Source organism: Pseudomonas corni, from assembly GCF_057128765.1.
Window position 1 is genome coordinate 13268 of record NZ_JBSKHW010000022.1, and the last position, 22135, is coordinate 35402.

The 22135-nt window shown below is 59.2% G+C and carries 18 protein-coding genes; 2 read left to right on the forward strand and 16 right to left on the reverse strand.

From position 1 onward, the window contains the following. Window positions 1-14: 14 nt before the first annotated feature. Window positions 15-614 (reverse strand): aminodeoxychorismate/anthranilate synthase component II, encoded by a 600-nt coding sequence (locus ACWKV9_RS25870; RefSeq protein WP_483838951.1) that lies wholly within the window; start codon window positions 612-614, stop codon window positions 15-17. A gap of 475 nt (window positions 615-1089) precedes the next feature. On the opposite strand from ACWKV9_RS25870, the gene estP reads away from it, so the two are divergent. Further along, complete coding sequence (gene estP / locus ACWKV9_RS25875) at window positions 1090-3024, forward strand: esterase EstP (RefSeq protein ID WP_483838952.1); 1935 nt, start codon at window positions 1090-1092, stop codon at window positions 3022-3024. A 172-nt stretch (window positions 3025-3196) separates the two neighbouring features. Here the strand turns inward: estP and trpE are convergent, their stop codons facing one another. The 12 genes from trpE to ACWKV9_RS25935 all read right to left on the reverse strand — a co-directional run bounded on the left by trpE (window position 3197) and on the right by ACWKV9_RS25935 (window position 18233). Then, window positions 3197-4678 carry an anthranilate synthase component I gene (trpE, locus tag ACWKV9_RS25880; protein ID WP_483838953.1) on the reverse strand — a complete coding sequence of 494 codons (1482 nt, stop codon included), beginning with the start codon at window positions 4676-4678 and terminating at the stop codon, window positions 3197-3199. Between the two features lie 70 nt (window positions 4679-4748). Beyond that, the gene (locus ACWKV9_RS25885) at window positions 4749-5579 is read right to left on the reverse strand and encodes a phosphoglycolate phosphatase (RefSeq protein WP_483838954.1); all 831 of its coding nucleotides are present in this window, start codon (window positions 5577-5579) and stop codon (window positions 4749-4751) included. Further along, a complete protein-coding gene (rpe, locus tag ACWKV9_RS25890) occupies window positions 5576-6250 on the reverse strand; it encodes a ribulose-phosphate 3-epimerase (RefSeq protein WP_483838955.1) in 675 nt (224 codons plus the stop codon). The genes ACWKV9_RS25885 and rpe overlap by 4 nt, the downstream gene beginning before the upstream one ends. Before the next feature lie 241 nt (window positions 6251-6491). Then, window positions 6492-7916, reverse strand: coding sequence for a hypothetical protein (locus ACWKV9_RS25895; RefSeq protein WP_483838956.1), 1425 nt, complete (start codon window positions 7914-7916; stop codon window positions 6492-6494). 81 nt (window positions 7917-7997) lie between these two features. Further along, window positions 7998-9161, reverse strand: coding sequence for an iron-containing alcohol dehydrogenase (locus ACWKV9_RS25900; RefSeq protein ID WP_483838957.1), 1164 nt, complete (start codon window positions 9159-9161; stop codon window positions 7998-8000). Window positions 9162-9332: 171 nt separating this feature from the next. Further along, a complete protein-coding gene (locus ACWKV9_RS25905; protein ID WP_483838958.1) occupies window positions 9333-10706 on the reverse strand; it encodes a sigma-54 interaction domain-containing protein in 1374 nt (457 codons plus the stop codon). 188 nt (window positions 10707-10894) lie between these two features. Next, on the reverse strand, window positions 10895-11719 hold the full coding sequence (locus tag ACWKV9_RS25910) for an ABC transporter permease (RefSeq protein WP_483838959.1): 825 nt from the start codon (window positions 11717-11719) through the stop codon (window positions 10895-10897). Between the two features lie 11 nt (window positions 11720-11730). Next, on the reverse strand, window positions 11731-12978 hold the full coding sequence (locus ACWKV9_RS25915; protein WP_483838960.1) for an ABC transporter permease: 1248 nt from the start codon (window positions 12976-12978) through the stop codon (window positions 11731-11733). 79 nt (window positions 12979-13057) lie between these two features. Next, window positions 13058-14089 carry an ABC transporter substrate-binding protein gene (locus ACWKV9_RS25920; protein WP_483838961.1) on the reverse strand — a complete coding sequence of 344 codons (1032 nt, stop codon included), beginning with the start codon at window positions 14087-14089 and terminating at the stop codon, window positions 13058-13060. Window positions 14090-14185: 96 nt separating this feature from the next. Further along, window positions 14186-15310, reverse strand: a complete 1125-nt coding sequence (locus ACWKV9_RS25925; RefSeq protein WP_483838962.1) for an ABC transporter ATP-binding protein — start codon at window positions 15308-15310, stop codon at window positions 14186-14188. Window positions 15311-15606: 296 nt separating this feature from the next. Beyond that, entirely contained in the window at window positions 15607-16236 is a 630-nt protein-coding gene (locus ACWKV9_RS25930) for a response regulator (RefSeq protein ID WP_483838963.1), read from the reverse strand. Continuing rightward, the gene (locus tag ACWKV9_RS25935) at window positions 16233-18233 is read right to left on the reverse strand and encodes a PAS domain-containing sensor histidine kinase (protein WP_483839039.1); all 2001 of its coding nucleotides are present in this window, start codon (window positions 18231-18233) and stop codon (window positions 16233-16235) included. Before ACWKV9_RS25935 ends, ACWKV9_RS25930 begins: the two co-directional genes overlap by 4 nt. 225 nt (window positions 18234-18458) lie before the next feature. On the opposite strand from ACWKV9_RS25935, the gene ACWKV9_RS25940 reads away from it, so the two are divergent. Next, window positions 18459-19436 (forward strand): alpha/beta hydrolase family protein, encoded by a 978-nt coding sequence (locus ACWKV9_RS25940; RefSeq protein ID WP_483838964.1) that lies wholly within the window; start codon window positions 18459-18461, stop codon window positions 19434-19436. Window positions 19437-19562: 126 nt separating this feature from the next. Here the strand turns inward: ACWKV9_RS25940 and ACWKV9_RS25945 are convergent, their stop codons facing one another. From ACWKV9_RS25945 to ACWKV9_RS25955, 3 genes are read right to left on the reverse strand one after another with little or no spacing between them, the layout of a single operon-like run. After that, window positions 19563-20339 (reverse strand): TerB family tellurite resistance protein, encoded by a 777-nt coding sequence (locus tag ACWKV9_RS25945; protein WP_483838965.1) that lies wholly within the window; start codon window positions 20337-20339, stop codon window positions 19563-19565. Next, the gene (murU, locus tag ACWKV9_RS25950) at window positions 20340-21008 is read right to left on the reverse strand and encodes an N-acetylmuramate alpha-1-phosphate uridylyltransferase MurU (protein ID WP_483838966.1); all 669 of its coding nucleotides are present in this window, start codon (window positions 21006-21008) and stop codon (window positions 20340-20342) included. It abuts the gene before it with no gap. Between the two features lie 60 nt (window positions 21009-21068). Beyond that, window positions 21069-22082: an aminoglycoside phosphotransferase family protein gene (locus ACWKV9_RS25955; protein ID WP_483838967.1), complete on the reverse strand. Its 1014-nt coding sequence runs from the start codon at window positions 22080-22082 to the stop codon at window positions 21069-21071. Between the last annotated feature and the right edge of the window lie 53 nt (window positions 22083-22135).

Sequence of the window (22135 nt, forward strand, 5' to 3'; positions counted from 1 at the left end):
CCATCTGCGTGTCCTTAACCCTGACGGGTGCCGCCGGTTTGCTTGAGGAAGTTGGCGAACAGCTCATGGCCCTGCTCGGAAAGAATCGACTCGGGGTGAAACTGCACGCCCTCGACGTTTAGGGTCTTGTGACGCAGACCCATGATCTCATCGACCGAGCCGTCTTCGAGCTGAGTCCACGCGGTCATTTCCAGGCAGTCCGGCAAGGTTTCGCGCTTGACCACCAGTGAGTGGTAACGCGTGACGGTCAACGGATGCTTCAGGCCTTCGAACACGCCCTGGTCTTCGTGGACCAGATCGCTGGTCTTGCCGTGCATTACCTGACGAGCCCGGACTACATCACCGCCAAACGCCTGGCCGATTGATTGATGGCCGAGGCAGACGCCCAACACCGGGAGTTTGCCGGCGAAGTGCTTGATGACGTCCAGCGAAACGCCAGCTTCGTTTGGGGTGCAGGGGCCGGGGGATACGACAATGCGCTCAGGGTTGAGCGCTTCGATTTCGGCGAGGGTCAGTTCGTCATTGCGGATCACTTTAACGTCGGCGCCCAGTTCGCCCAGGTACTGCACGACGTTATAGGTAAAAGAGTCGTAGTTATCGATCATCAGCAGCATGTGTGCTCAACCTTTTGAATGTCTGACTTCAAACGTTGCCTTCCGCGTTTTGTACTCGCAGATGTGCCCGCCATTGTGGTCGCCGAAGTCTTTAGGGCGAGGCGGTCAAACCGGAGTTTTCAGAAGGCATATCAATACAGGTCCGGCATGGCCGGCAGGGAAATAGTCAGGCGCGCCAACGCCAGCGGGCGTGAGCCTTGATAACGCGCATCAAGAGTTTGCTGACAATAGACACAGGAGAGGTCTCATTCGTACGTTGCGGCACAGTAGCGTACCGACGCAGGCCATGCAATATCGCAGTGCCCGGATGGCTGACCCCACAGGGCATTTAGCTGATTTTCACCACAGATGCGTTGCAGTTCGGCGTCTTTTATACAGCGCAGAATCTTTGTCCGAACGGACAGGACGACTGGCGTCCCCGGAGGCGGCTGCTACCTTGTCGTACGGATTCAACATAAAAAGAAAGGAATTCACGATGCTCAAACCTCTGTCATTGCCGTTCGCGGCCTGTTTGCTCACGCTCGCCTGTTCCTCAGCAGTGGCAGCTTCCTCCCCCTACTCAACGATGGTGGTGTTCGGTGACAGCCTTGCAGACGCCGGGCAATTCCCCGATGCGGGCGGTCCGCAAGGGGCGACGCTTCGCTTCACCAATCGGACCGGTCCTACGTATCAAAACGGCAGTGGTGAAAGCTACGGACTGAATTCATCCACGTTGCTGGGCGGCATGCTGGGCGTTGCGCCTGGGGATTTGGCTGCCTCCACGTCGCCCGTTCGTCAGGCGCTTGGCTTATCCGATGGCAACAACTGGGCAGTAGGTGGCGATAGAACGGACCAAATTCTTGAGGCCATTACCACGCAGTCTCAGGTTGCCAATACCAGCAGCACCGGCGTTGAAACCGTGTTCCGTGAAAAGCCCGGCTATCTGGTGGTGAATAACTTCAAGGCCGACCCAAACGCGTTGTATTACCTGACTGGCGGGGGTAACGACTTTCTCCAGGGCCGGGTTCTCAGTCCGGGCCAGGCAGTCGCCGCAGCCAACAATCTGGCCAACGGGGCTCAGGTTTTACAGCAAGCTGGCGCGCGCTACATCATGGTCTGGATGCTGCCGGACATCGGCCAAACGCCAGCCGTATCTGGCACGCCGTTGCAGGTGCCATCGACGTTGCTCAGTGGCGTGTTCAATCAGCAGTTGATTGCACGGCTTAGCCGGATCGATGCCGAGATCATCCCGCTCAACGTTCCGGGCCTGATTCGCGATGTGCTGGCCGAGCCCGCGCGTTACGGGCTCGCGGCCAACCAAAACCTGGTGAGCACCTGCTTCAGCGGCAACAGCTGCACGCAGAACACCGCCTTTGGTATCGACAGCGCCACACCGGATCCCACCAAACTGCTGTTCAACGATGGCGTTCACCCGGCCGTCGCCGGGCAACGCCTGATCGCTGACTACGGCTACTCGATTCTGTCGGCGCCTTGGGAGATAACCCTTCTGCCGGAAATGGCTACCGCCACGTTGCGCGCGCAGCAGGATGAATTACGCAGCCAGTGGCTGGCGGACTGGGGTAATTGGCAGAACGTAGGTGAATGGCGCGCCATCGTCGCTGGCGGCGGTCAGAAAGTGGATTTCGATGCCCAGAGCAACTCCGCCGACGCCGACGGTCACGGCTACAACGTCACGGTCGGCGGCAGCTATCGATTTGCCGAAGACTGGCGCGCAGGGCTGGTGGCAGGTGCTTATCGGCAGACCTTGGAAGCCGGCCCCAAGGATTCGGACTACAAACTCAATAGCTACATAGCCACCGCTTTTGTGCAGTTTCAGGCCAACCATTGGTGGGCAGACCTAGCAGCGTCCGGCGGCAAACAGGACTACGACAATCTGAAGCGCAAATTTGCGCTAGGCGTCAGCGAAGGCGCGGAAAAAGGCGATACCGATGGCAATCTCTGGGCACTGAGTGGACGTCTCGGGTTTGATATCGCACAAATCAACAGCCGATGGCATCTGTCGCCGTTCATCAGCGCCGATTACGCGCACGTCCATGTGGACGGCTATTCGGAAAGAGGCACGCGTTCGACGGCGTTGTCATTCGATGATCAAACACGTCGGTCAAAACGGCTGGGGGCGGGCGTCCAAGGCAAGTTTGATATCACACCGAGCACTCAAGTGTTCGGCGAGTTTGCCCATGAGCGCGAGTTCGATAACGACCAGCAGGACGTGACGATTGCGCTGAACAGCGTGCCGGGGATTGATTTCAATCTGGAGGGGTATGAACCGCAGCGCAGTTTGAATCGCGCAAGCCTGGGGATAAGTCAGCGCCTGATGCAGGATTTGACCCTGCGGGCGGGATACAACTGGCGCAAGAATGATGATGTGACGCAGCAAGGGGTCAATCTGGCGGTGAGTCTGGATTTTTGATCCGAGTTACTTTGCTTGCCCGCGAATTGGGGGGTGTCAGTTCAGAGATCGCGTCGGCTCAATAGGCTGCCTTTGTAGGAGCGCGCTTGCCCGCGACTGCAGTTGATGTGCAACGAATTTGTCGTCTGACACCACACATTTCGCGGGCAAGCGCGCTCCGACAGTTGACCGGCTAAAGCTCCGGAGTTTGCTCCGCGAGCGCCACCGCGCGGAACATGGCGCGGCGTTTGTTCAGGGTTTCTTCCCACTCAAGCACAGGCACCGAGTCAGCAACAATGCCGCCACCGGCCTGAACGTGCAGCTCGCCGTCCTTGATCACCGCGGTACGAATCGCGATCGCGGTGTCCATGTTGCCGTTCCACGCCAGATAACCCACCGCCCCGCCGTAGACGCCGCGTTTGACGGGTTCCAGTTCGTCGATGATTTCCATCGCGCGAATCTTCGGCGCACCGGACAACGTACCCGCCGGCAGAATCGCTCGCAGCGCATCCATCGCCGTCAGCCCGCTTTTCAGCTGGCCAGTGACGTTGGACACGATGTGCATCACGTTGGAATAACGCTCGATGACCATCTTCTCGGTGAGCTTCACCGATCCGATTTCCGACACCCGCCCGGTGTCATTCCGGCCCAGGTCGATCAGCATCAGGTGCTCGGCGATTTCCTTGTCGTCCGACAGCAGATCCACTTCCAGCGCGTAGTCTTCTTCTTCGGTGGCTCCACGCGGGCGAGTGCCAGCAATCGGGCGCACCGTGATCAGATTGTCTTCAACGCGCACCAATACTTCTGGTGAACTGCCGACAACGTGGAAATCGCCGAAATTGAAGAAGTACATGTAGGGCGTCGGGTTAAAGCAGCGCAGGGCGCGGTACAGGTCAATCGGCGCGGCCTTGAAGTCGATGGACATGCGCTGCGACGGCACGACCTGCATGCAGTCACCGGCGAGGATGTATTCCTTGATCGTATCGACGGCTTTTTCGTAGTCGTTCTGGGTGAAGCTTGAACGGAACACCGGATCAGCCGCCTGCGGACGGGTAAGGTCCAGGCCACGACGGGGCGTGATTGGCTGACGCAGCTTCTCCATCAGCGCTTCCAGCCGCGCCAGGCCGCCTTCGTAAGCATCGGTTTGCGCCGGATCGACCAACACAATCGCGTGCATCTTGCCGGCGAGGTTATCGAACACCACCACGGCATCGGACACCATCAGCAGGATGTCCGGCACGCCCAGCGGGTCAGGGTTGGGGCAGGCGCCAAGGCGTTTTTCCACATAACGCACGCAGTCGTAACCGAAGTAACCGACCAGCCCGCCATTGAAACGCGGCAGACCGGGAATGGTCGGGACGTTGTAACGCGCCTTGAACTCCTCGACGAAGGCCAGCGGATCTTCGGATTCGAGGCTTTCGATTTCAATGCCGTCGTGGGTCACGCTGATGTGGTGCTCGTGCGCGCGCATCACCGTGCGGCATGGCAAACCGATCATCGAGTAACGGCCCCACTTTTCGCCGCCTTGCACCGACTCCAGCAGATAGGAATTTGGCTCGTCGGCGAGTTTCAGATAGATCGACAGCGGGGTGTCGAAGTCAGCCAGGGTTTCGTAGGCAAGCGGAATGCGGTTGTAGCCTTCAGCGGCCAAACGCAGGAATTCTTCGCGGATCATGATCAGCCTCGTGGTGTGAGGGTAAAACGGTCAGGTGTGCAAACGTGCCGGGCGTCCGGCCAGAATCAAGTCAGGCGCGCCAACGCCAGCGGGCCAAGGCCTTCATGACTTTCATCCAGAGCTTGCGAGTGACCACCACGATGGAATCTCTAAAGGAGGGGGATTGAACGTGGGGCAACGTTATCTCAGCGCCCGGTTCTAAGCAACCAGTGGACCAACCGGGAATCAGCTTGCGCAAATCGTCGATCACCAGCGCCGGCATTTCTTCGTCGATCGGGCGGCCGTGATTGTAGCCGTAGCTCAACGCCACACACGCTACACCGGCGGCTTTGGCCGCCAGGACGTCGTTGCGCGAGTCACCAACGAACAGTGATTGCGAGCCCGGCGCATTGGCCATTTTCATCACGAAGAACAAGGCAGCTGGATCAGGCTTTTGTTGTGGCAGCGTGTCGCCACCGACTATCCAGCGGAAAAACCGCCCCAATTTCATTTCGTCCAACAGCGGCGCGACAAAGCGCTCCGGCTTGTTGGTGATCAGGGCCATTTCTACGCCCCGCTTTTGCAGCCACTTCAAGGTTTCGCGCACGCCGGGGTAAACCTTGGTCAGCGCGTGGCTCTCGCTGTAAGCCTCCATGAAGATCGCCAGCGCCTCCTCCGTTTCAGCTTCATCAACGCCCGAGTGATCTATATCGTTGGCCAGCGCGCGGCGTACCAGCACACGCACGCCGTTGCCGATCCAGTCTCGTACCCGCTCAATGCCGGCGGGCGGACGACCGAGTTCGAGCAGGGTTTTATCCACAGCCGCCGCCAGGTCGGGCACCGAGTCAACCAATGTGCCATCCAGATCGAACATGATCAGTTTGGGCAGGCGGCCCGGAAACAGCTGCTCGAAGCCACTCATGCGCGGGATAACGCCAGTTCGGCTCGCATTTTATCGATGACCTCTTTGTAGTCGGGCGCATTGAAGATAGCTGAGCCCGCCACAAACGTATCGGCGCCAGCGGCAGCGATTTCACGGATATTGTTGACGTTCACGCCGCCGTCGATTTCCAGGCGGATGTCGTAACCGGAGCCATCAATCAACGCGCGGGCTTCGCGCAGCTTGTTGATTGTGCCGGGGATAAATTTCTGGCCGCCAAAGCCTGGGTTGACGCTCATGAGCAGGATCATGTCGACCTTGTCCATGACGTATTCGAGCAGGTTCAGCGGGGTCGCCGGGTTGAACACCAGCCCGGCCTTGCAACCGCCTTCGCGGATCAATTGCAGGGAGCGGTCGATGTGCTGGGTCGCTTCCGGGTGGAAGGTGATGTAGGTGGCACCGGCTTCGATGAAGTCGCCAATGACGCGATCTACCGGGCTGACCATCAAATGCACGTCGATGGGTGCTGTGATGCCGTATTTACGCAGCGCCGAACAGACCATCGGACCGATGGTCAGGTTGGGTACGTAGTGGTTGTCCATGACGTCGAAATGGACATTGTCTGCCCCTGCGGCAAGGACGTTGTCGACTTCCTGGCCCAGGCGGGCGAAGTCAGCGGAAAGAATCGACGGAGCAATAACGAAGGGCTGCATGACGCACCTTTTTTGAGCGAAATCACGGTGGCGCGCATTGTACTCCAAGGGATTGGAATGGGGTTGGGTGGCGGATGAATGCTGTTTTTGATCCTGAACCCTCTGGACAATCAAAGACCCTTTCGCCGGCAAGCGCGCTCCTGCAGCAGAACGCGCTCATCTGTAGGAGCGAATTTATTCGCGAGACGTAAAACCGGACACACCCCGTCAGACGCCTCGCCAACAAGTTGGCTCCTACAGATCAATCGACCAACGCCTCTTCCTCTACCCGCTTGGCCTTGACCACAGGCTTGGCGTCGGCCGCCTTCAAGTCCTTGCTGAACGTTCCGTCGTTCTCGCCTTTGAAAAAGTTCTTGCCGTAGATCAACAGGCACAGCACCACACCAATGGCGAAGGCCCAGCTCGCGCCCTTGATCGCCAGCACCGCACCGATCACCCCTGCGATGCCAAGGTCCCGCTGGCTGCGTGCTTCGAGAATTCCGAGCCGCACGCTGACATAACCCTGAATCAGCAACGTCAGCGACAGTGCCACCCCCAGAATCGGTTGCACCAGTGTCACCACCGGCAGCAACAACAAACCGGTGTTGGTCCCCCAACGAAATGAACCGACCCCGCCGATGATCGACTTCATGGCCTTCGGTCCACCCTTGAAACGCTCGATAACCACCACCAGCATCGCCGCCCATTTCGGACCGCACATGGCGACGTCCGGACCAAAGATGCTCATGAACGCATTGCGCGCGCCGAAGATCAGGTGCGCGCGGTCCGGGTTGTAATCGACCACTTCATCGGTACGGACTTTTTCCGCTTCATCGAGCAGCGATTTCGCACTCAACACGTCGCCAAAGACGATGATGTAGACCGCCAGCATGGTCGGCAGCGCCGAGATGAACATCGACAACGGCGGCATGCCAAGACCGAACACCGTGTAGTTGCTCCACAGCCCGGCGAAATCCGGCTTGCTGATCCCCCACTGGATGGTCGGCCATGGGGCCTCGCCAAACAGCGGCGCAATGACCACTGCGAGCAGGATGATCGGCAATATCCCCAGTTTCGCGAAATTCCACCAGAAGCGGTTGCGCTGTTTCAGCTCGTTGAAGTGCTGGGAGAAGATCAAATAGAACGCCAGACCGACCGCGATCGAGATGGTCCAGGGCAGCACGTTAAACTTGCCGCCGACCTGAAACACTGCAATCACAGCACTCAACCCAGCGCCAACGATGATCCCCGACTTGATCGCGGGCGGCACGTATTCGACCACCTTCTTCGCCATGCCGGTCGCCCCCAGCGCAATCGAAAACACCCCGAGCATCAGCTGAAACGCAATCAAGGCGTGGACACGCTCCGGCCCCATCGGAAACTGCGCGCAGTAGGCCATCAATAGAGGAACAGCCGGCGTGATCCAGCCCGGCACGGTCGGGTCGCCTAGCAGATGGTGCGTGAGATACAACAGACCGTTGAGCATCACCACTGCCAATGCGACTTCAAACGGCATGCCCAGCAGTTCAGTCATCAACGGGATGGCTGCCAGATCCACGGCACACATCAACAGGCCCTGAAGGTAGTCCGGCATCTCGAATTTGTAATGAATGAACGGCAGTCGCACCTTGAACGGGCCGACAGGGATGTACGGGCTTTCGCGCCCCGCTTGTGGGAGGTCGGACATTGAATGCACCTGTTTTATTTGTTTTGTAATGGCAAACGCCCGGCCTCGTAGGCCGAGCGGTGTGGCATGTGGGGTGATTAATCAATAAGCGGCGCGGTAGATTTTCTCGATGTCGGCGGCAGTCAACTTACGCGGGTTGTTGCGCATCAGGCGGTCGATCTTGCTCGCCTCCTCCGCCATGGCCGGGATCGCATCTTCCGGGACATCGAAGCTGCGCATACCGGAGGGGATGTCCACTGCAACGCACAGGTCCGTCATCGCCTGCACCGCCTGATCGGCAGCGTCCTTGTCGCTCAAATGCGCCGTACGCACGCCCATCGCTTCGGCGATATCGCGGAAGCGTTCGACGCAGGCCATCTTGTTCCAGGCCATGACATACGGCAGCAACAAGGCATTGCTGACGCCGTGAGCAATATTGAAACGCCCGCCCAACGGGTACGCCAGCGCATGCACCGCGCCTACGCCTGCGTTACCGAATGCCATGCCGGCCATCAAACTGGCCGTGGCCATGTCTTCGCGGGCTTGCAGGTTCGACGGGTTGGCGTAGGCCTTGGGCAGCGCCTTGGCGATGAGCTTGATGGCGCCTAGTGCGATGGCGTCGGTGATCGGCGAGGCATTGACCGACAAGTAGGACTCGATGGCATGCACCAGCGCATCGACACCACTGGCGGCGGTCACGCTGCGCGGGCAGGTCAGGGTCATGAGCGGGCTGACCAGCGCGACGTCCGGCAGCAGGTAATCGCTGACGATGCCCTTCTTCAATTGCGCTTGTTTGTCCGAGAAGATCGCTACGTTGGTCACTTCCGAACCGGTGCCTGCGGTGGTTGGAATCGCGATCAGCGCAGGGCCTTTGCGCTTGACCAGATCAACACCGAACAGCTCTGTCAGCGGGCCTTCGTGATTGGCAAATGCTGCAACACCTTTGGCGATGTCGATGGCGCTGCCGCCGCCCAGGCCAATCAGGCCGTCGTGGCCACCTTCGCGATAAGCGCGGGTGCAGTCCTCGACGATGGAGATTTCGGGCTCGGGTTTGACTTGGTCGAAGATTCCGTAGCGACGGCCACCCAGTTGCGCGAGCGCAAGGTCGACAGTGCCGGACTTCACCAGAATGGCGTCGGTGACGATCAAGGGGTTCTGGACGTTGAGGCGGGTCAGTTCAGCGGCCAGTTGTTCAATAGCGCCGGCACCGGTAATCAACTTGTTGGCGATTTTGAAGGCACTGATGTTGGAGGCAGAGATACTCATCGGGCTCGTCCTGTATGCGTTGTTTTTAAGGAAGACGTGCCCAATGTGATAGCGAAAGCTGTGCCAAAACGCGCAAAGCCCCGGCTGGCGGGGCTTTGGCGTAAATCCGGGAGCTGGAACGCTGAGTCCTGATTAGCTTTTTGATCGGCTCAAGCCTTACTGATTGAAATCCTAATCAGTGCGCTCCCAGCGTTTCATCTTCTGCACCACCGTTGCCTGACTGACGCCCAGTGCTTTGGCCGCCAAGCGCGTGGTCTTGTGCAGTTGCAACGCGGCGCGAATGGCCGAGCGCTCGGCGTTCTCCAGCACCTTGCGCAGCGGCAGGCGGCTATCGTCGGTGTTCTGCGCATTGAGATTGAGGATTTCTTCGGGCATGTCGAGCGCTTCGATGGTGCCGGTCTGGTTAGTCACCACCAGCCGCTCGACGATATTGATTAGCTCGCGAATGTTGCCGGGCCAGGCGTATTCGCATAACAGGTCCAGCGCTTCGAGGCTCCATTGCACCTGGCGCTCGTAACGAGTGTTGAAGCTGTCGAGGTAGTAATGCAGCAGCGGCGGGATTTCTTCGCTGCGTTCGCGCAAGGCCGGAATGTTGATCGGCACGACGTTGAGGCGATAGAACAGATCGGCGCGAAAGTGCCCTTCCGCCATCCGCTGTTTGAGGTCGTGGTGGGTGGCGCTGATGATGCGCACGTCGACTTCCTTCAGCTCCAGCCCACCGACCGGGATGAAGCGGTTTTCTTCGATGACCTTGAGCAGCTTGACCTGCACCGCCAGCGGCAGATCGCCAATCTCGTCGAGAAACAACGTGCCGTGGTGCGCTAGTTCAAGCAGGCCGCGTTTGCCCTTTGGTCCCGCGCCGGTGAAAGCGCCGGGGGCGTAACCGAACAGTTCGGCTTCGATCAGGTTCTCGGGCAGCGCGCCACAGTTGAGCGCCAGAAACGGCTCTTTGGCGCGAGGGCTGGCGTTATGGATGAATTGCGCGACCAGGGTTTTACCGACACCGGTTTCGCCCTGCAGCAGGACTTTCACCGAGCTGGCGGCGACCTGACGCGCGAGGGCAAACACCCGACCGGAGACTTCCTGATCGGCCATCAACGGTGAATGCAGCAGGTTGTCGCGCTGGCCGGCATGGAGCTTGGCGGTGCTGTTGCGCAGTTGTTTGAGCTGTTGAAGTTCGTCACGTTCGTGCTTCATGCGCAGCAATTCGGTCATGTCGCGCACGGTGCTGACGACGTAACGAATACGGCGCTGCTCATCGAGAATAGGCGTCGCGCTGACCAACAGCTTTTTGCCTTGGCTCAGGCTCTGCATCACCGAAACCGGCTGCCCTTCCTGCAAGACGCGCAGTGAGGCGGACTGAGAGATGACGCCTTCCTTGACCAGTTCCTGCATCGGCCGACCGAGCAGGTCATTGCCGCTCAACCCGGTCAGCCGCTCGTAGGCGTGATTGACCTTGAGTGTCTTGCCGTCGCCATCGGTGATGTAAACGCCATCGTGCAGGGCGTTGAGCAGCTCTTCGAAACTGGCATCGTTGACGTTCACCGCAGGCTCCATGCGTGGGAAGGGTCGCTAAGGAGTGGAGTCTAAACGGTGTAGCCGGCGTTGGACCTGAGAACGATACAAAAGCTGTGGGAGGGAGCTTGCTCGCGATTGCAGTGGGTCAGACTAAACATTCGGCACAGACAGACCATCATCGCGAGCAAGCTCCCTCCCACAAAGACAGGCGATGATCACTCCACTGCCGTGCGCAATTTCTCACTGCGCCCACGCAGCCATTCCAGAGTCAGCAGCAAGACCACCGAAAACAGGATCAATAGCGTCGCGGCGGCAGCAATCGTCGGGCTCAGGTTTTCGCGGATACCGCTGAACATCTGGCGCGGCAACGTCGCTTGCTCGGGACCTGCAAGGAACAGCGTCACCACCACTTCATCGAAGGAGGTCGCAAACGCAAACAGCGCACCGGAGATCACCCCCGGCGCAATCAAAGGCAGTGTCACCCGGCGGAAGGCGGTTACCGGAGAGGCGCCCAGACTCGCTGCCGCGCGCACCAGGTTGTAATTGAAGCCCTGCAGCGTCGCCGACACGGTAATGATCACGAACGGCACGCCCAATACCGCGTGCACCAAAATCAGAGAAATGTAGCTGTTACCCAAACCCAGCGGCGCAAAGAACAGGTAACTGGAAACACCCACGATCACCACCGGGACCACCATCGGTGAAATCACCAGCGCCATTACCAACGACTTGCCTGGGAAGTTGCTGCGCGTCAGACCAATCGCCGCCAGCGTTCCGAAACCCATCGCCAGCACGGTAGCGGCTGGCGCGACGATCAGGCTGTTTTTCAGTGCACGCATCCACTCCGCCGAACCGAAGAAATCCTGATACCAATGCAGCGAGAACCCTTGCAGCGGATAGACCAGGAAACTCCCGGAGTTGAACGACAGCGGAATGATCACCAAAACCGGCAGCACCAGAAACAACAGCACCAGGCCACAGAGAATGCGCAGCGCGTAATACCAGACCCTTTCGATGGGCGAGGTGTAAGGACTCAACATGATGACGCTCCTCAGCTCAATCGCAGGCGGCTGGCGCCGACCAACCAGCTATAAATCAGATACAGCACGACGGTGGCCAGCAGCAGCAAACCGCCCAGTGCCGTGGCCATGCCCCAGTTGATGCTGGTGTTGGTGTAGAACGCCACGAAGTAGCTGACCATTTGATCGTTCGGGCTGCCGAGCAAGGCCGGGGTGATGTAGTAGCCGATCGACAGAATGAACACCAACAGACAACCCGCGCCTATACCGGCGTAGGTTTGCGGGAAGTACACGCGCCAGAAGCTGGCGAACGGATGACAGCCCAGGGAAATGGCGGCCCGCATGTAGGTGGGCGAGATGCCCTTCATGACGCTGTAGATCGGCAGGATCATGAACGGCAGCATGATGTGCACCATCGAGATGTAGACGCCGACCCGGTTGAATACCAGTTCCAGCGGTTTATCGATGATGCCCATGGCCATCAAGGCCCCGTTGATCAGACCACTCGATTGCAGCAGCACGATCCAGGCCGCGACGCGCACCAGAATCGATGTCCAGAACGGCAGCAACACCAGAATCATCAGCAGATTGCTTTGGCGCGATGGGAGGTTCGCCAGCAGGTAAGCCAGTGGGTACGCCAGCAATAGGCAGATCACAGTGATCACCAGGCCCATCCAGAAGGTGCGGGCGAAGATGTCGACGTAGATCGCTTGATCGGGCGTCGCGGGTGCCAGTTCGCCCAGATCATCAATGCGATGATCGACGGCGGCCAGCAGGTAATAGGGGGTGTAGCTCGACGTATTGCGACGGATCGCCTGCCAGTACGCGGGATCACCCCAGCGTTCATCGAGGGATTCCAGCGCTTCTTTATAAGAAGACGGTTCTTCTTTGAATGGCAACGCGCGGGCCGTTTTCGACAACAGACTGCGGTAGCCGGCCAGCTCCATGTTCAAACGCTTGGACAAATCGCCCAGCGTCGAATTCTTGCGGGTTTCAGCCAGGTCCAGGCTCAACGCCTTGTACACCGATTCGCTCGGCAAGCCCTTGCCATCCCACTTCGCCACTTCCACCACGGTCAGCGGCATACCGCCCACCACTTCCGGGTTATTCACGCTCTTGTAGAGCAGCGCGGCGATGGGCACCAGAAACACCAGCAAGAGGAAAATCGCCAACGGCGCGATTAACGCCTGGGCCTTCCAGCGATTGACGCGCTCGGCACGGGCCAGGCGTTGCTTCAAGGTAGGGCTGGCGCCTTCAGTCAGGGGCACGGCGATGGCCATAGCGAACTCCGAAATCTTTAACGAAGGGCGCATTCCCTACAGTAGGGAACGCGCCCGGATCTAACTCAGCTTGACGCGCTTATTTGGCAGCCCAGGAGTTGAAGCGCTGTTCCAGGGTTTCGCCAAAGTCGGCCCAGAACTTCACGTCGATCTGCACCTGATCCTTGATGTTGTCAGGAGTGGTCGGCATGTTTTTCAGGGTGTCCGCGCTTAGCAACGCAACAGCCTGGGTGTTGGCCGGGCCATAAGCGATGTTCTCGGAGTAGGTCTTTTGTTGCTCAGGCGCCAGCGAGAAAGCGATGAACTTCTTGGCTTCTGCCGCGTTTTTCGCGCCCTTCGGAATGGCCCATGCGTCGAAGTCATACACGCCGCCGGTCCACACTACTTTCAGATTGCTTTCTTTCTGCACGGCGGCGATCCGGCCGTTGTAAGCCGAACTCATGACCACGTCGCCAGACTGCAGGTACTGCGGCGGCTGAGCGCCAGCTTCCCACCACTGAATGCTTGGCTTGAGCTTGTCGAGCATCTTGAAAGCGCGGTCCTGGCCTTCTTTGGTGCCCAGCACTTTATAGACGTCTTTGGGCGCAACGCCGTCAGCCATCAGTGCGAATTCCAGGGTGTACTTGGCGCCTTTACGCAGGCCGCGTTTGCCCGGGAATTTCTCGGTGTTCCAGAAATCAGCCCAACCGGTTGGCGCGGATTTCAGCTTGTCGGCGTTGTAGGCCAACACTGTGGACCAGACGAAAAAGCCTACGCCGCAGGTCTGGATGGCGCCCGGGACATAGTTCGCCTTGTCGCCCAGCATGGCCGGATCGAGCTCTTCAAACATGTCTTCGTCGCAGCCGCGCGACAGTTCTGGCGACTCAACTTCCACCAAGTCCCAAGTCACGCTTTTGGTATCGACCATGGCTTTGACTTTGGCCATTTCGCCGTTGTATTCGCCAGCGATGATCTTGCCGCTGCCAGCTTTTTCCCAAGGTGCGTAGAACGCCTTTTCCTGGGCGGTCTTGTTGGCGCCACCGAAGGAAATGACGGTCAGGTCAGCCGCCATGGCCTGCGCTGCGCACATCATGCCCAGCGTGAGGGCGGTGAGTTTCAATGTCTTCAACATGTGTTGTTCTCTCCACGAGCGGTGTTGGTCAAGCGTTAGGGGGCGATGATTTCGCCTCTGTGTGCTTCTTCTTTCTTGCGGGCTGCAACAGGTAAATCAGTGCGCGTCGTGCAACGGGTCAAGCGCCCGAGCGTGCTCGACCTGCCATCCGAGTGGCACCACATCGCCAACGCTCAGCGCCGGGTCGAGTTCCGCGATTGGTTGCTTGACGAAGAAATCAGTCTTGCCTGCCACCTCAAGGCGCACACGCACGTGGTCGCCCAGATAAATGAATTCAGCCACGCGACCGGAGAAACGATTCACACAGCTTTCGCTGCGCCCGTTCAGGTTCACACGTTCAGGACGGATCGACAGCGTGACCGCATCACCGGTCTGACCGACGTTGACCGCCAGCGCCTCGACTTTCTCGCCACGTGCCAGACTGACCACGCAACGGTCGCCATCGTGGCTGAGCAGGGTGCCGTTGATGCGGTTGTTTTCGCCGATGAAGTTGGCGACGAAGGTATTTTTTGGCTCTTCATAGAGCGTGCGCGGGGGAGCGATCTGCTGGATTTCGCCCTGATGAAACACTGCCACGCGATCGGACATGGTCAGCGCTTCGCCCTGATCGTGGGTCACGTAGACCACGGTCACGCCGAGGCGCTGATGGATATGTTTGATCTCCATCTGCATGTGTTCGCGCAGCTGCTTATCGAGGGCGCCGAGGGGTTCGTCCATCAACACCAGTTGCGGCTCGAACACCAACGCGCGGGCCAACGCCACACGTTGTTGCTGGCCGCCGGAGAGTTGAGCGGGATAACGATGGGCGAAGGTGCCGAGCTGAACCATGTCCAGCGCACGCTTGACCTTCTCGGTGACGTCGGTTTTGCTCATGCCGCGTACCGACAGCGGGAACGCCAGGTTCTCGGCAACGGTCATGTGCGGGAACAACGCGTAGTTCTGAAACACCATGCCGATGTCGCGCTTGTGCGGCGGCACGTTGTTGATCGAACGGCCCGCCAGCAGGATGTCGCCAGCCGTCGGGGTTTCGAAGCCTGCGAGCATCATCAGGCTGGTGGTCTTGCCGGAGCCGGATGGCCCGAGCAGGGTGAGAAATTCGCCTTTGCGAATGTCCAGGTTGAGGTCTTTGACGATCAGGGATTCGCCGTCGTAGCTCTTTTGCACACCACGAAAGCTGACCAGAACATCGTTCGCCCCAGCGCTTGCATCGACATTGCTCATTTCCCACACCTTTGCTTAATCAACCGTGGGTTAGAGCCTAGATTAGCCTGCACCCCACGCAAATCGGGGCGCAGGAGAGATTCGCCTAAGGGCGGTGGAAGGTTGGGGGTAGGGATTGCCCTACAGGGATGGCGGGGATGGGTATGGTTTTTATAGAAGATTTCGCGTGACTGGGCGAAAGCTATCGCGGGCAAGCGCGCTCCTACAGGGGCGCACGTTTTTCTGTAGGAGCGCGCTTGCCCGCGATGACGTCAGTACGGACATCCCGGAAGGTCGTTTTCAGGCACGCCCCGCTATCAAACCAACTTATGCTCCATCGCATATTTCACCAGCTCGGCCAGCGAAGTGACTTTCAACTTCTGCATCAACCGCGCCTTGTGCGTGCTGATGGTTTTGCCGCTCAGCGCCAATTGCTGGGCGATGTCGTTGACGTTAGCGCCTTGAGCCAAACGCTCGAACACCGAAAACTCACGCTCTGACAACAACGAGTGCAGCGGGCGGTTATCGGTCAAGCCCACTTCGAACACCATGCGATCAGCAAGGTCCGGATCGATGTAACGCCCGCCGGCAGCCACCCGTCGGATCGCCGTCAGCAGCAGCGCAGGATCACTGTCCTTGGTCGCGTAGCCCGCGGCGCCTACTTTCAAGGCACGGGCGGCCATTTGCGCCTCGTCGTGCATCGACAGCACCAGAATCGCCGGCGGATTGTTCAACGCACGAATCCTCGGTATCGCTTCGAGCCCATTGACGCCGGGCATCGAAATATCCAGCAGCACCACTTCACATTCCACATGGCGCAGGGTTTCGAGCAACTGCTCGCCGTTGCTGGCTTCACCGACCACCAACAGATCCTTGGCCAGACCGATCAGCTGCTTGATACCCTCGCGGACGATGGTGTGGTCTTCAGCGACCAATACACGAATCACTTCACTTGCTCCTGCTCAACCTGATCCAGCGGAATGTAGATGCGCAAGGTTGTGCCCTCCCCCAGCGTGCTGTCCAGTTGCAATCGTCCGCCCATGATCAGCACCCGTTCGCGCATGCCCACCAGACCGAATGACACTGGCCGCTCTGTGCTCTGCTCAAATCCTTGCCCATCGTCGGCAATGGTCATGCACAACACACCGTCATCGAGTCGCAGCGCCAGTTCGACGGTGTGCGCCTGGGCGTGGCGCATCACATTGGTCAGCGCCTCCTGAAGAATCCGGAACAGCCCGATGGCGGTGGCATCGGGCAACGCGGGCAGGTTGTCCGGCACCTCGACCAGGCACGGGATTTGTGTGCGCGCCTCAAAGCGCCGCGCTTGCCACTCAATGGCCGACGCAATGCCCGCATCAAGGATCGGCGGACGCAGCGCCGTCGCGACGTCCCGCACCAACTGAAACAACTGAGCGATCAATCGCTTCATGCTGTTGAGGCGGTCACGCAGCCCAGGGTCCAGGTCAGCGTAGGCCAGTTCGCACATGGAGGTTTCCAGCTTGAGCACGGTCAGCATCTGACCCAGCTCGTCGTGAACTTCCCTGGCGATTCGGGCCTTTTCTTCCTCTCGAACGGTTTCCAGGTGCGCGGAGAGTTCGCGCAGCTGCTCGGCAAGGTTTTGCAGTCGCGACTCACTGTCTTGCAGCGCGGCCAGAGAGCGGCGTCGCTCAGTGACATCGGTGATGAATACCACCAGATACTCCGCCTCGCGAAAGCGCAGAAAACTTAGAGAAACATCAGCTGGCAGAAGACTGCCGTCGGCGCGCACGCAGTTGCTTTCGAAGGTCTGCGGCGCCTCGTCGGTGGACCGCGCGCGCTTCCACAGGTTGAGCCAACGGTCCATGTGCAGGCCCGGTTCGAAGTCGATCAGCGGCCGATCAACCACGCCACCGCGGGCATAACCGAGCATGGTTTCGGCGGCCTGATTGGCGTAGCGCACATGGCTGTCCCAGTTGACCCACAAGATGCCGACAGTGCTTTGATCAATAGAAAACTGCGCCAGTCGCAGCCCTTCTTCGCCCGCCTGGCGCGCAGTCATGTCTTCGCGAGCGGCGAGCAATTCTCTCTCCAGCGTGTGCTGCTGACGACGCTGCCCCACGACGATAGCAATGCAGGCTAACGCCACCAGCATCAGCAGCAGCGTAAGGTTTTTCCAAAGGCTGGGAGACTCACTCAGTTGCGGGTATTTGGGTTGCAGCCATTGCGCATGCACCTGCTCCAGGTCCTTGGGCGCAATGGCGCTCAGGGCAACGCTGATAATTTCGGCAAGTTGCGGCAGGTCGCGACGGGAAGCGATGCGCAATAACTGCGGGAAGCCCACATCTCCCACCACCGCCAACCCGGCGAACTCACCCTCGCGGGACAAGCGACTGAGCTGAGCTTCGTCAATTACCGCGTAACGCGCTTGTTGGCTGAGCAATAGCTGTAAGGCCTGTCGCTCAAGTGGCACACCTTGCAAATTGAGGTGCGTGTAATTGGCGCGCAAGTAATCGGCGGCCAGGCTCGGCATCCGTACGGCAACGCGAATACGCGGGTCGAGCTTCTCCAGGTCCACAGCGCCGGAGCCGTCTTTTTCGCCTACCACCAGTTGCGGCACGCGCATGTACGGGTCGGAAAACAGCCATAACCGAAGGCTTGCGGGCGTTTGAGTCAAGCCGGGTGCGAAATCGATTTCTCCCTTGACCAGCGCTTCTTCCAGCGCCGATTGATCGGGGAAGCTGCGCCACAGCAAATCAGTCTGAAAGGTCTTCTCCAACAGGTTTACGACATCGACGTTGGCGCCGGAGAGCTGCTGGGCGCGGCGGTCCAGTTGCGCGTAAGGCGCTTGCAGGACAATACCGACGCGCAAAGACTCACGCTGGTTAAGCCAGTCGCGCTGGGCGCTGGACAACGGGTCCGGGCCGGGGCCCGCGCTGTCTGCCATGACCGACAACGGCGCCCCCATCAGCACCAGGACTGTAAAGAGCCAGCCCGAACAGCCGATAACCCAGAGGCGCACAGAACAGCTGATCAACGTGGTATTTCCATTGCGCGAATCCTTCTGCCGTTCATTCGGCTTACTGCTTTTTTTGGATCAGTTGCAGCGGTGAGCGGCGGCCCCGTGCAAACCTGACAAACGTTGATCAACCTATTAGGCTGCCGGGATTGTTTCCGGCCTTTGGAATATCCGATGTCCTACACCATTCGCGCAATGTTTCCCGCGATCTGCCTGACACTGATACTACCGGTTGCGCCGACTCTTCTGGCAGCAGACGCTGCGCCAAGCAAAGATGCCACAGCCGTCGAGGCTCCGGTGGAGCGTGCGGTATTCCCCTCCCGCAGCCAGGAAGACGCGCTGGCGCTTGAGCGAAAAATTCCCCAGGCCCAGCAGCAACAACTTCAAGCAGGGGACGAAAGCTTTTTGGCGCTATGGAAACCTGCGAATACCGAGGAGCCCAAAGGTGCGGTGATCGTGATTCCCGGTGCTGGCGAAACGGCAGACTGGCCTAATGCGGTAGGGCCCCTGCGACGCAAACTGCCGGATGTGGGCTGGGCCACCTTAAGCCTGACTATGCCGGACGTCCTCGAAGATGGCGTTATTGCACGCGCCGACGAGGCTGCACCGGTTGCTGAAGATGCCGCCGCCGACAAAGAAAAACCCAAAGACACGGCAATTGATCCGGCAGCCGCCGCCGAAGCTGAGGCCGCTGCAACGGCTGCGCGCGCCACTGCCGATGCGGAACAGGCCAAGGCCAACGCCGAGCGAGTTTTTGCGCGCATCGATAGCGCGATTGCCTTCGCTCAACAAAACAAGGCGCGCAACATCGTGCTGCTCGGCCACGGCAGCGGTGCCTACTGGGCAGCCCGTTTCATGAGCGAAAAGGCGTCGCCTGCGGTGCAGAAGCTGGTGATGGTCCAGGCGCAGGAAACGGGGCGAGATACGCCTTCGCTGGCCGAGATTCTCCCGACATTAAAGGTGGCGACAGCGGATTTCGTCGACAAGGATCGACCTGTTTTACTCAAACAGGCGCAGGCACGCCTGGATGCGAGCAAACGCGTCAAGGGCAGCAAATTTACCCAGATCACGCTTAACGCAATGCCGGGTAATTCTGAGGCAGAGCAGGAACAACTGGCTCGGCGGGTGCGCGGGTTTCTGGAAAGCCAGTAACACGGTTGCTGTTGTAGGAGCGCGCTTGCCCGCGAAGCTTCTCAGGCATGCCACATTGACGAACCAGACACATCGCAATCGCGGGCAAGCGCGCTCCTACACATCATCATTGCGCTGCGACAACCCTCACCGAAACCCACGCCGGTCACGAATCAACGTGTAGGCGTTGTGCAATTCACGGGTTCGCTCGGTCGCATCCCGCACCTGGCCCTGACTTGCGCCCGTGCCGGCGATCTTGTCGGGGTGGTGGCGACTCAAAAGGCGCCGATACGCGCGCTTGATCTGAGCGGGCTCCGAATCTGCCCTTACTCCCAGCAATTGCAATGCGTCCTGATAGTCCCCGCCTCCGCTGCGGGTCAACGGTCGCCGCGATTGCTGATCGTCCTCGGCGGCTGACAGCGCTTCGACCTTTTGCGCCGGCCAACCCAGCCACTTGCCCCATCGCACTATCAGCTCGCGCTCGTTGCGCGAGACTTTGCCGTCAGCCCAAGCCATGCGCCAACACGCACGCAACAGCCCCTCGGCGGCATGAGGCTGGGTCTTCAGACGACTCAAAAACCCGCGCAGACGATCACGCCCATCCTTGCCACGATTGAACGCCTGAATCGCGCGACGTTGCGCGGGTTCGCTCAAATCCAGCCGACGCATTTCAACCCGAGCCTGTTGAATATGCCCGTCTACCACCCGGCCATCACTTTTGGCCAGACGCCCCAGCAGGATAAAAATCAGCTCGTCATCGCGGGGCACAGCGCGCCCACCCAAACGCTCACGCAGGTGAGCCCAACTGTGCAGCTCCAGACGCCTGTCCAAAGCCTGACCCAGCAACGCACCCAGTAAGGCGCCCGGAATACTGGCAATGGCATAACCCAATCCGCCACCAATCAGTGTGCATGGCCACAGCATCTAACGGGCCACCGTAAGCAATTGCTCAACTTCAGCGAGCCGCTCATGGGTCCCAACATCCACCCAGCGACCGGTGAAGTGCTCGCCAGTCACTTGGCCCTTACCCATCGCTTCACGCAGCAACGGCGCCAACTTGAACGCGCCGTTGGCGCAACCGACAAACAGTTGAGGATGCAGCACCGCAATGCCGCTGTAAGTCAGTCGCGGCAAGGATGCGTCGTCCTGCAATTGCCCGCCAACCAATGCGAAATCGCCACCTGGGTGGTGTTCGGGGTTATCGACCAGGATCAGATGCGCCAGTCCCGTAATCGGCGCGCGAAGGGCCGTAAAATCGCAATCAGTCCAGATGTCGCCATTGACCACCAGGAACGGCTCGTCGCCCAACAGCGGCAACGCACGGAAAATGCCGCCGCCGGTCTCCAGCGGCTCACCTTCGGGCGAGTAGCGAATATTCAAGCCCAGCTGTTTGCCGTCCCCCAGATATTCCTCGATCTGCTGACCGAGCCACGCGTGGTTGATCACCACGTCCTCGAACCCTGCGCTGCGCAACGCCCGCAGGTGGTATTCAATCAACGGAACGCCGCCCGCGCGAATCAGCGGTTTAGGGGTGTGCAGGGTAAGTGGGCGCAAGCGCTCGCCTTTGCCTGCCGCGAGAATCATCGCTTTCATGCAGCCCTCTTCAAAACAATCCAGCTGTTGTTCAATTCGACGACCTCGTTGTGCCACTTGTTATTTTGTCTGGCCCAGACTGGCCAGCAGACTGCTGAGCTCACTCAGCTCAGGGCGGCGTGCCAATACAGCCTCTATATAGGAGAAGAAGCGCGGCACATCGGCCAGATAGCGCGGCTTGCCATCACGGTGGCAGATGCGCGCGAAAATCCCGATCACTTTCAAATGACGTTGCACTCCCATCAGATCGCTAGCGCGCAGAAACTCATCGACGCTGGCCTGTACCGGAATACCCAGCTTGCCTGCCCTTTCCCAATAACCTCTGAGCCATGTGTCCACGCGCTCTTCGGGCCAGCTCAAAAACGCATCCTTGAACAGACAGGTGATGTCGTAAGTGACCGGGCCGTACACCGCATCCTGAAAATCCAGCACACCGGGATTCGGCTCGCTGAGCATCAGATTGCGCGGCATGAAGTCGCGATGCACCAAAACCTTGGGCTGCGCCAAGGCACTTTCGATCAACAGATCGCTTGCCTGCTGCCAGCTTGCTTGCTGTGCCTGATCAAACTCGATGCCCAGATGACGCTTCACGTACCACTCAGGAAAGAGCTCAAGCTCACGCCGTAGCAAAGCCACGTCATAGCTGGGCAGCGGAGCATCCATCTGCAACTGCTGATAAGCCAGCAGCGCATCAATGGCATCAGCGAATAATTGATCGGCGTTTTGCCCATCGATCACGTCCAGGTACGTTTTCTGCCCCAGGTCATTTAGCAAAAGAAAGCCTTGAGTCAGGTCTTCGGCATAAATTTTCGGAACATTAATTCCTGATTCGCCGAGCAAATGAGCGATATCAACGAAGGGTTTGCAGTTTTCCTGCGGCGGTGGCGCATCCATGACAATAAAAGTTCGGCCCTCTCCCTCCCAGCGAAAGTAACGGCGGAAACTTGCGTCGCTGCTGGCCGCAGTCAACGTGGCCGGGGGTATCGAGCCCCAATTCTGAGCGGCAAAGAGGATTGGAAGTTGCTCATCGAGCCAAACTTTCAGGTGTTGCAGGCGTACATCTTCATCTGGCATTGCAAGGGTCTCCGACGGCGCTAGCCGTCAAGCGGGTCATGCTTTATTATCCG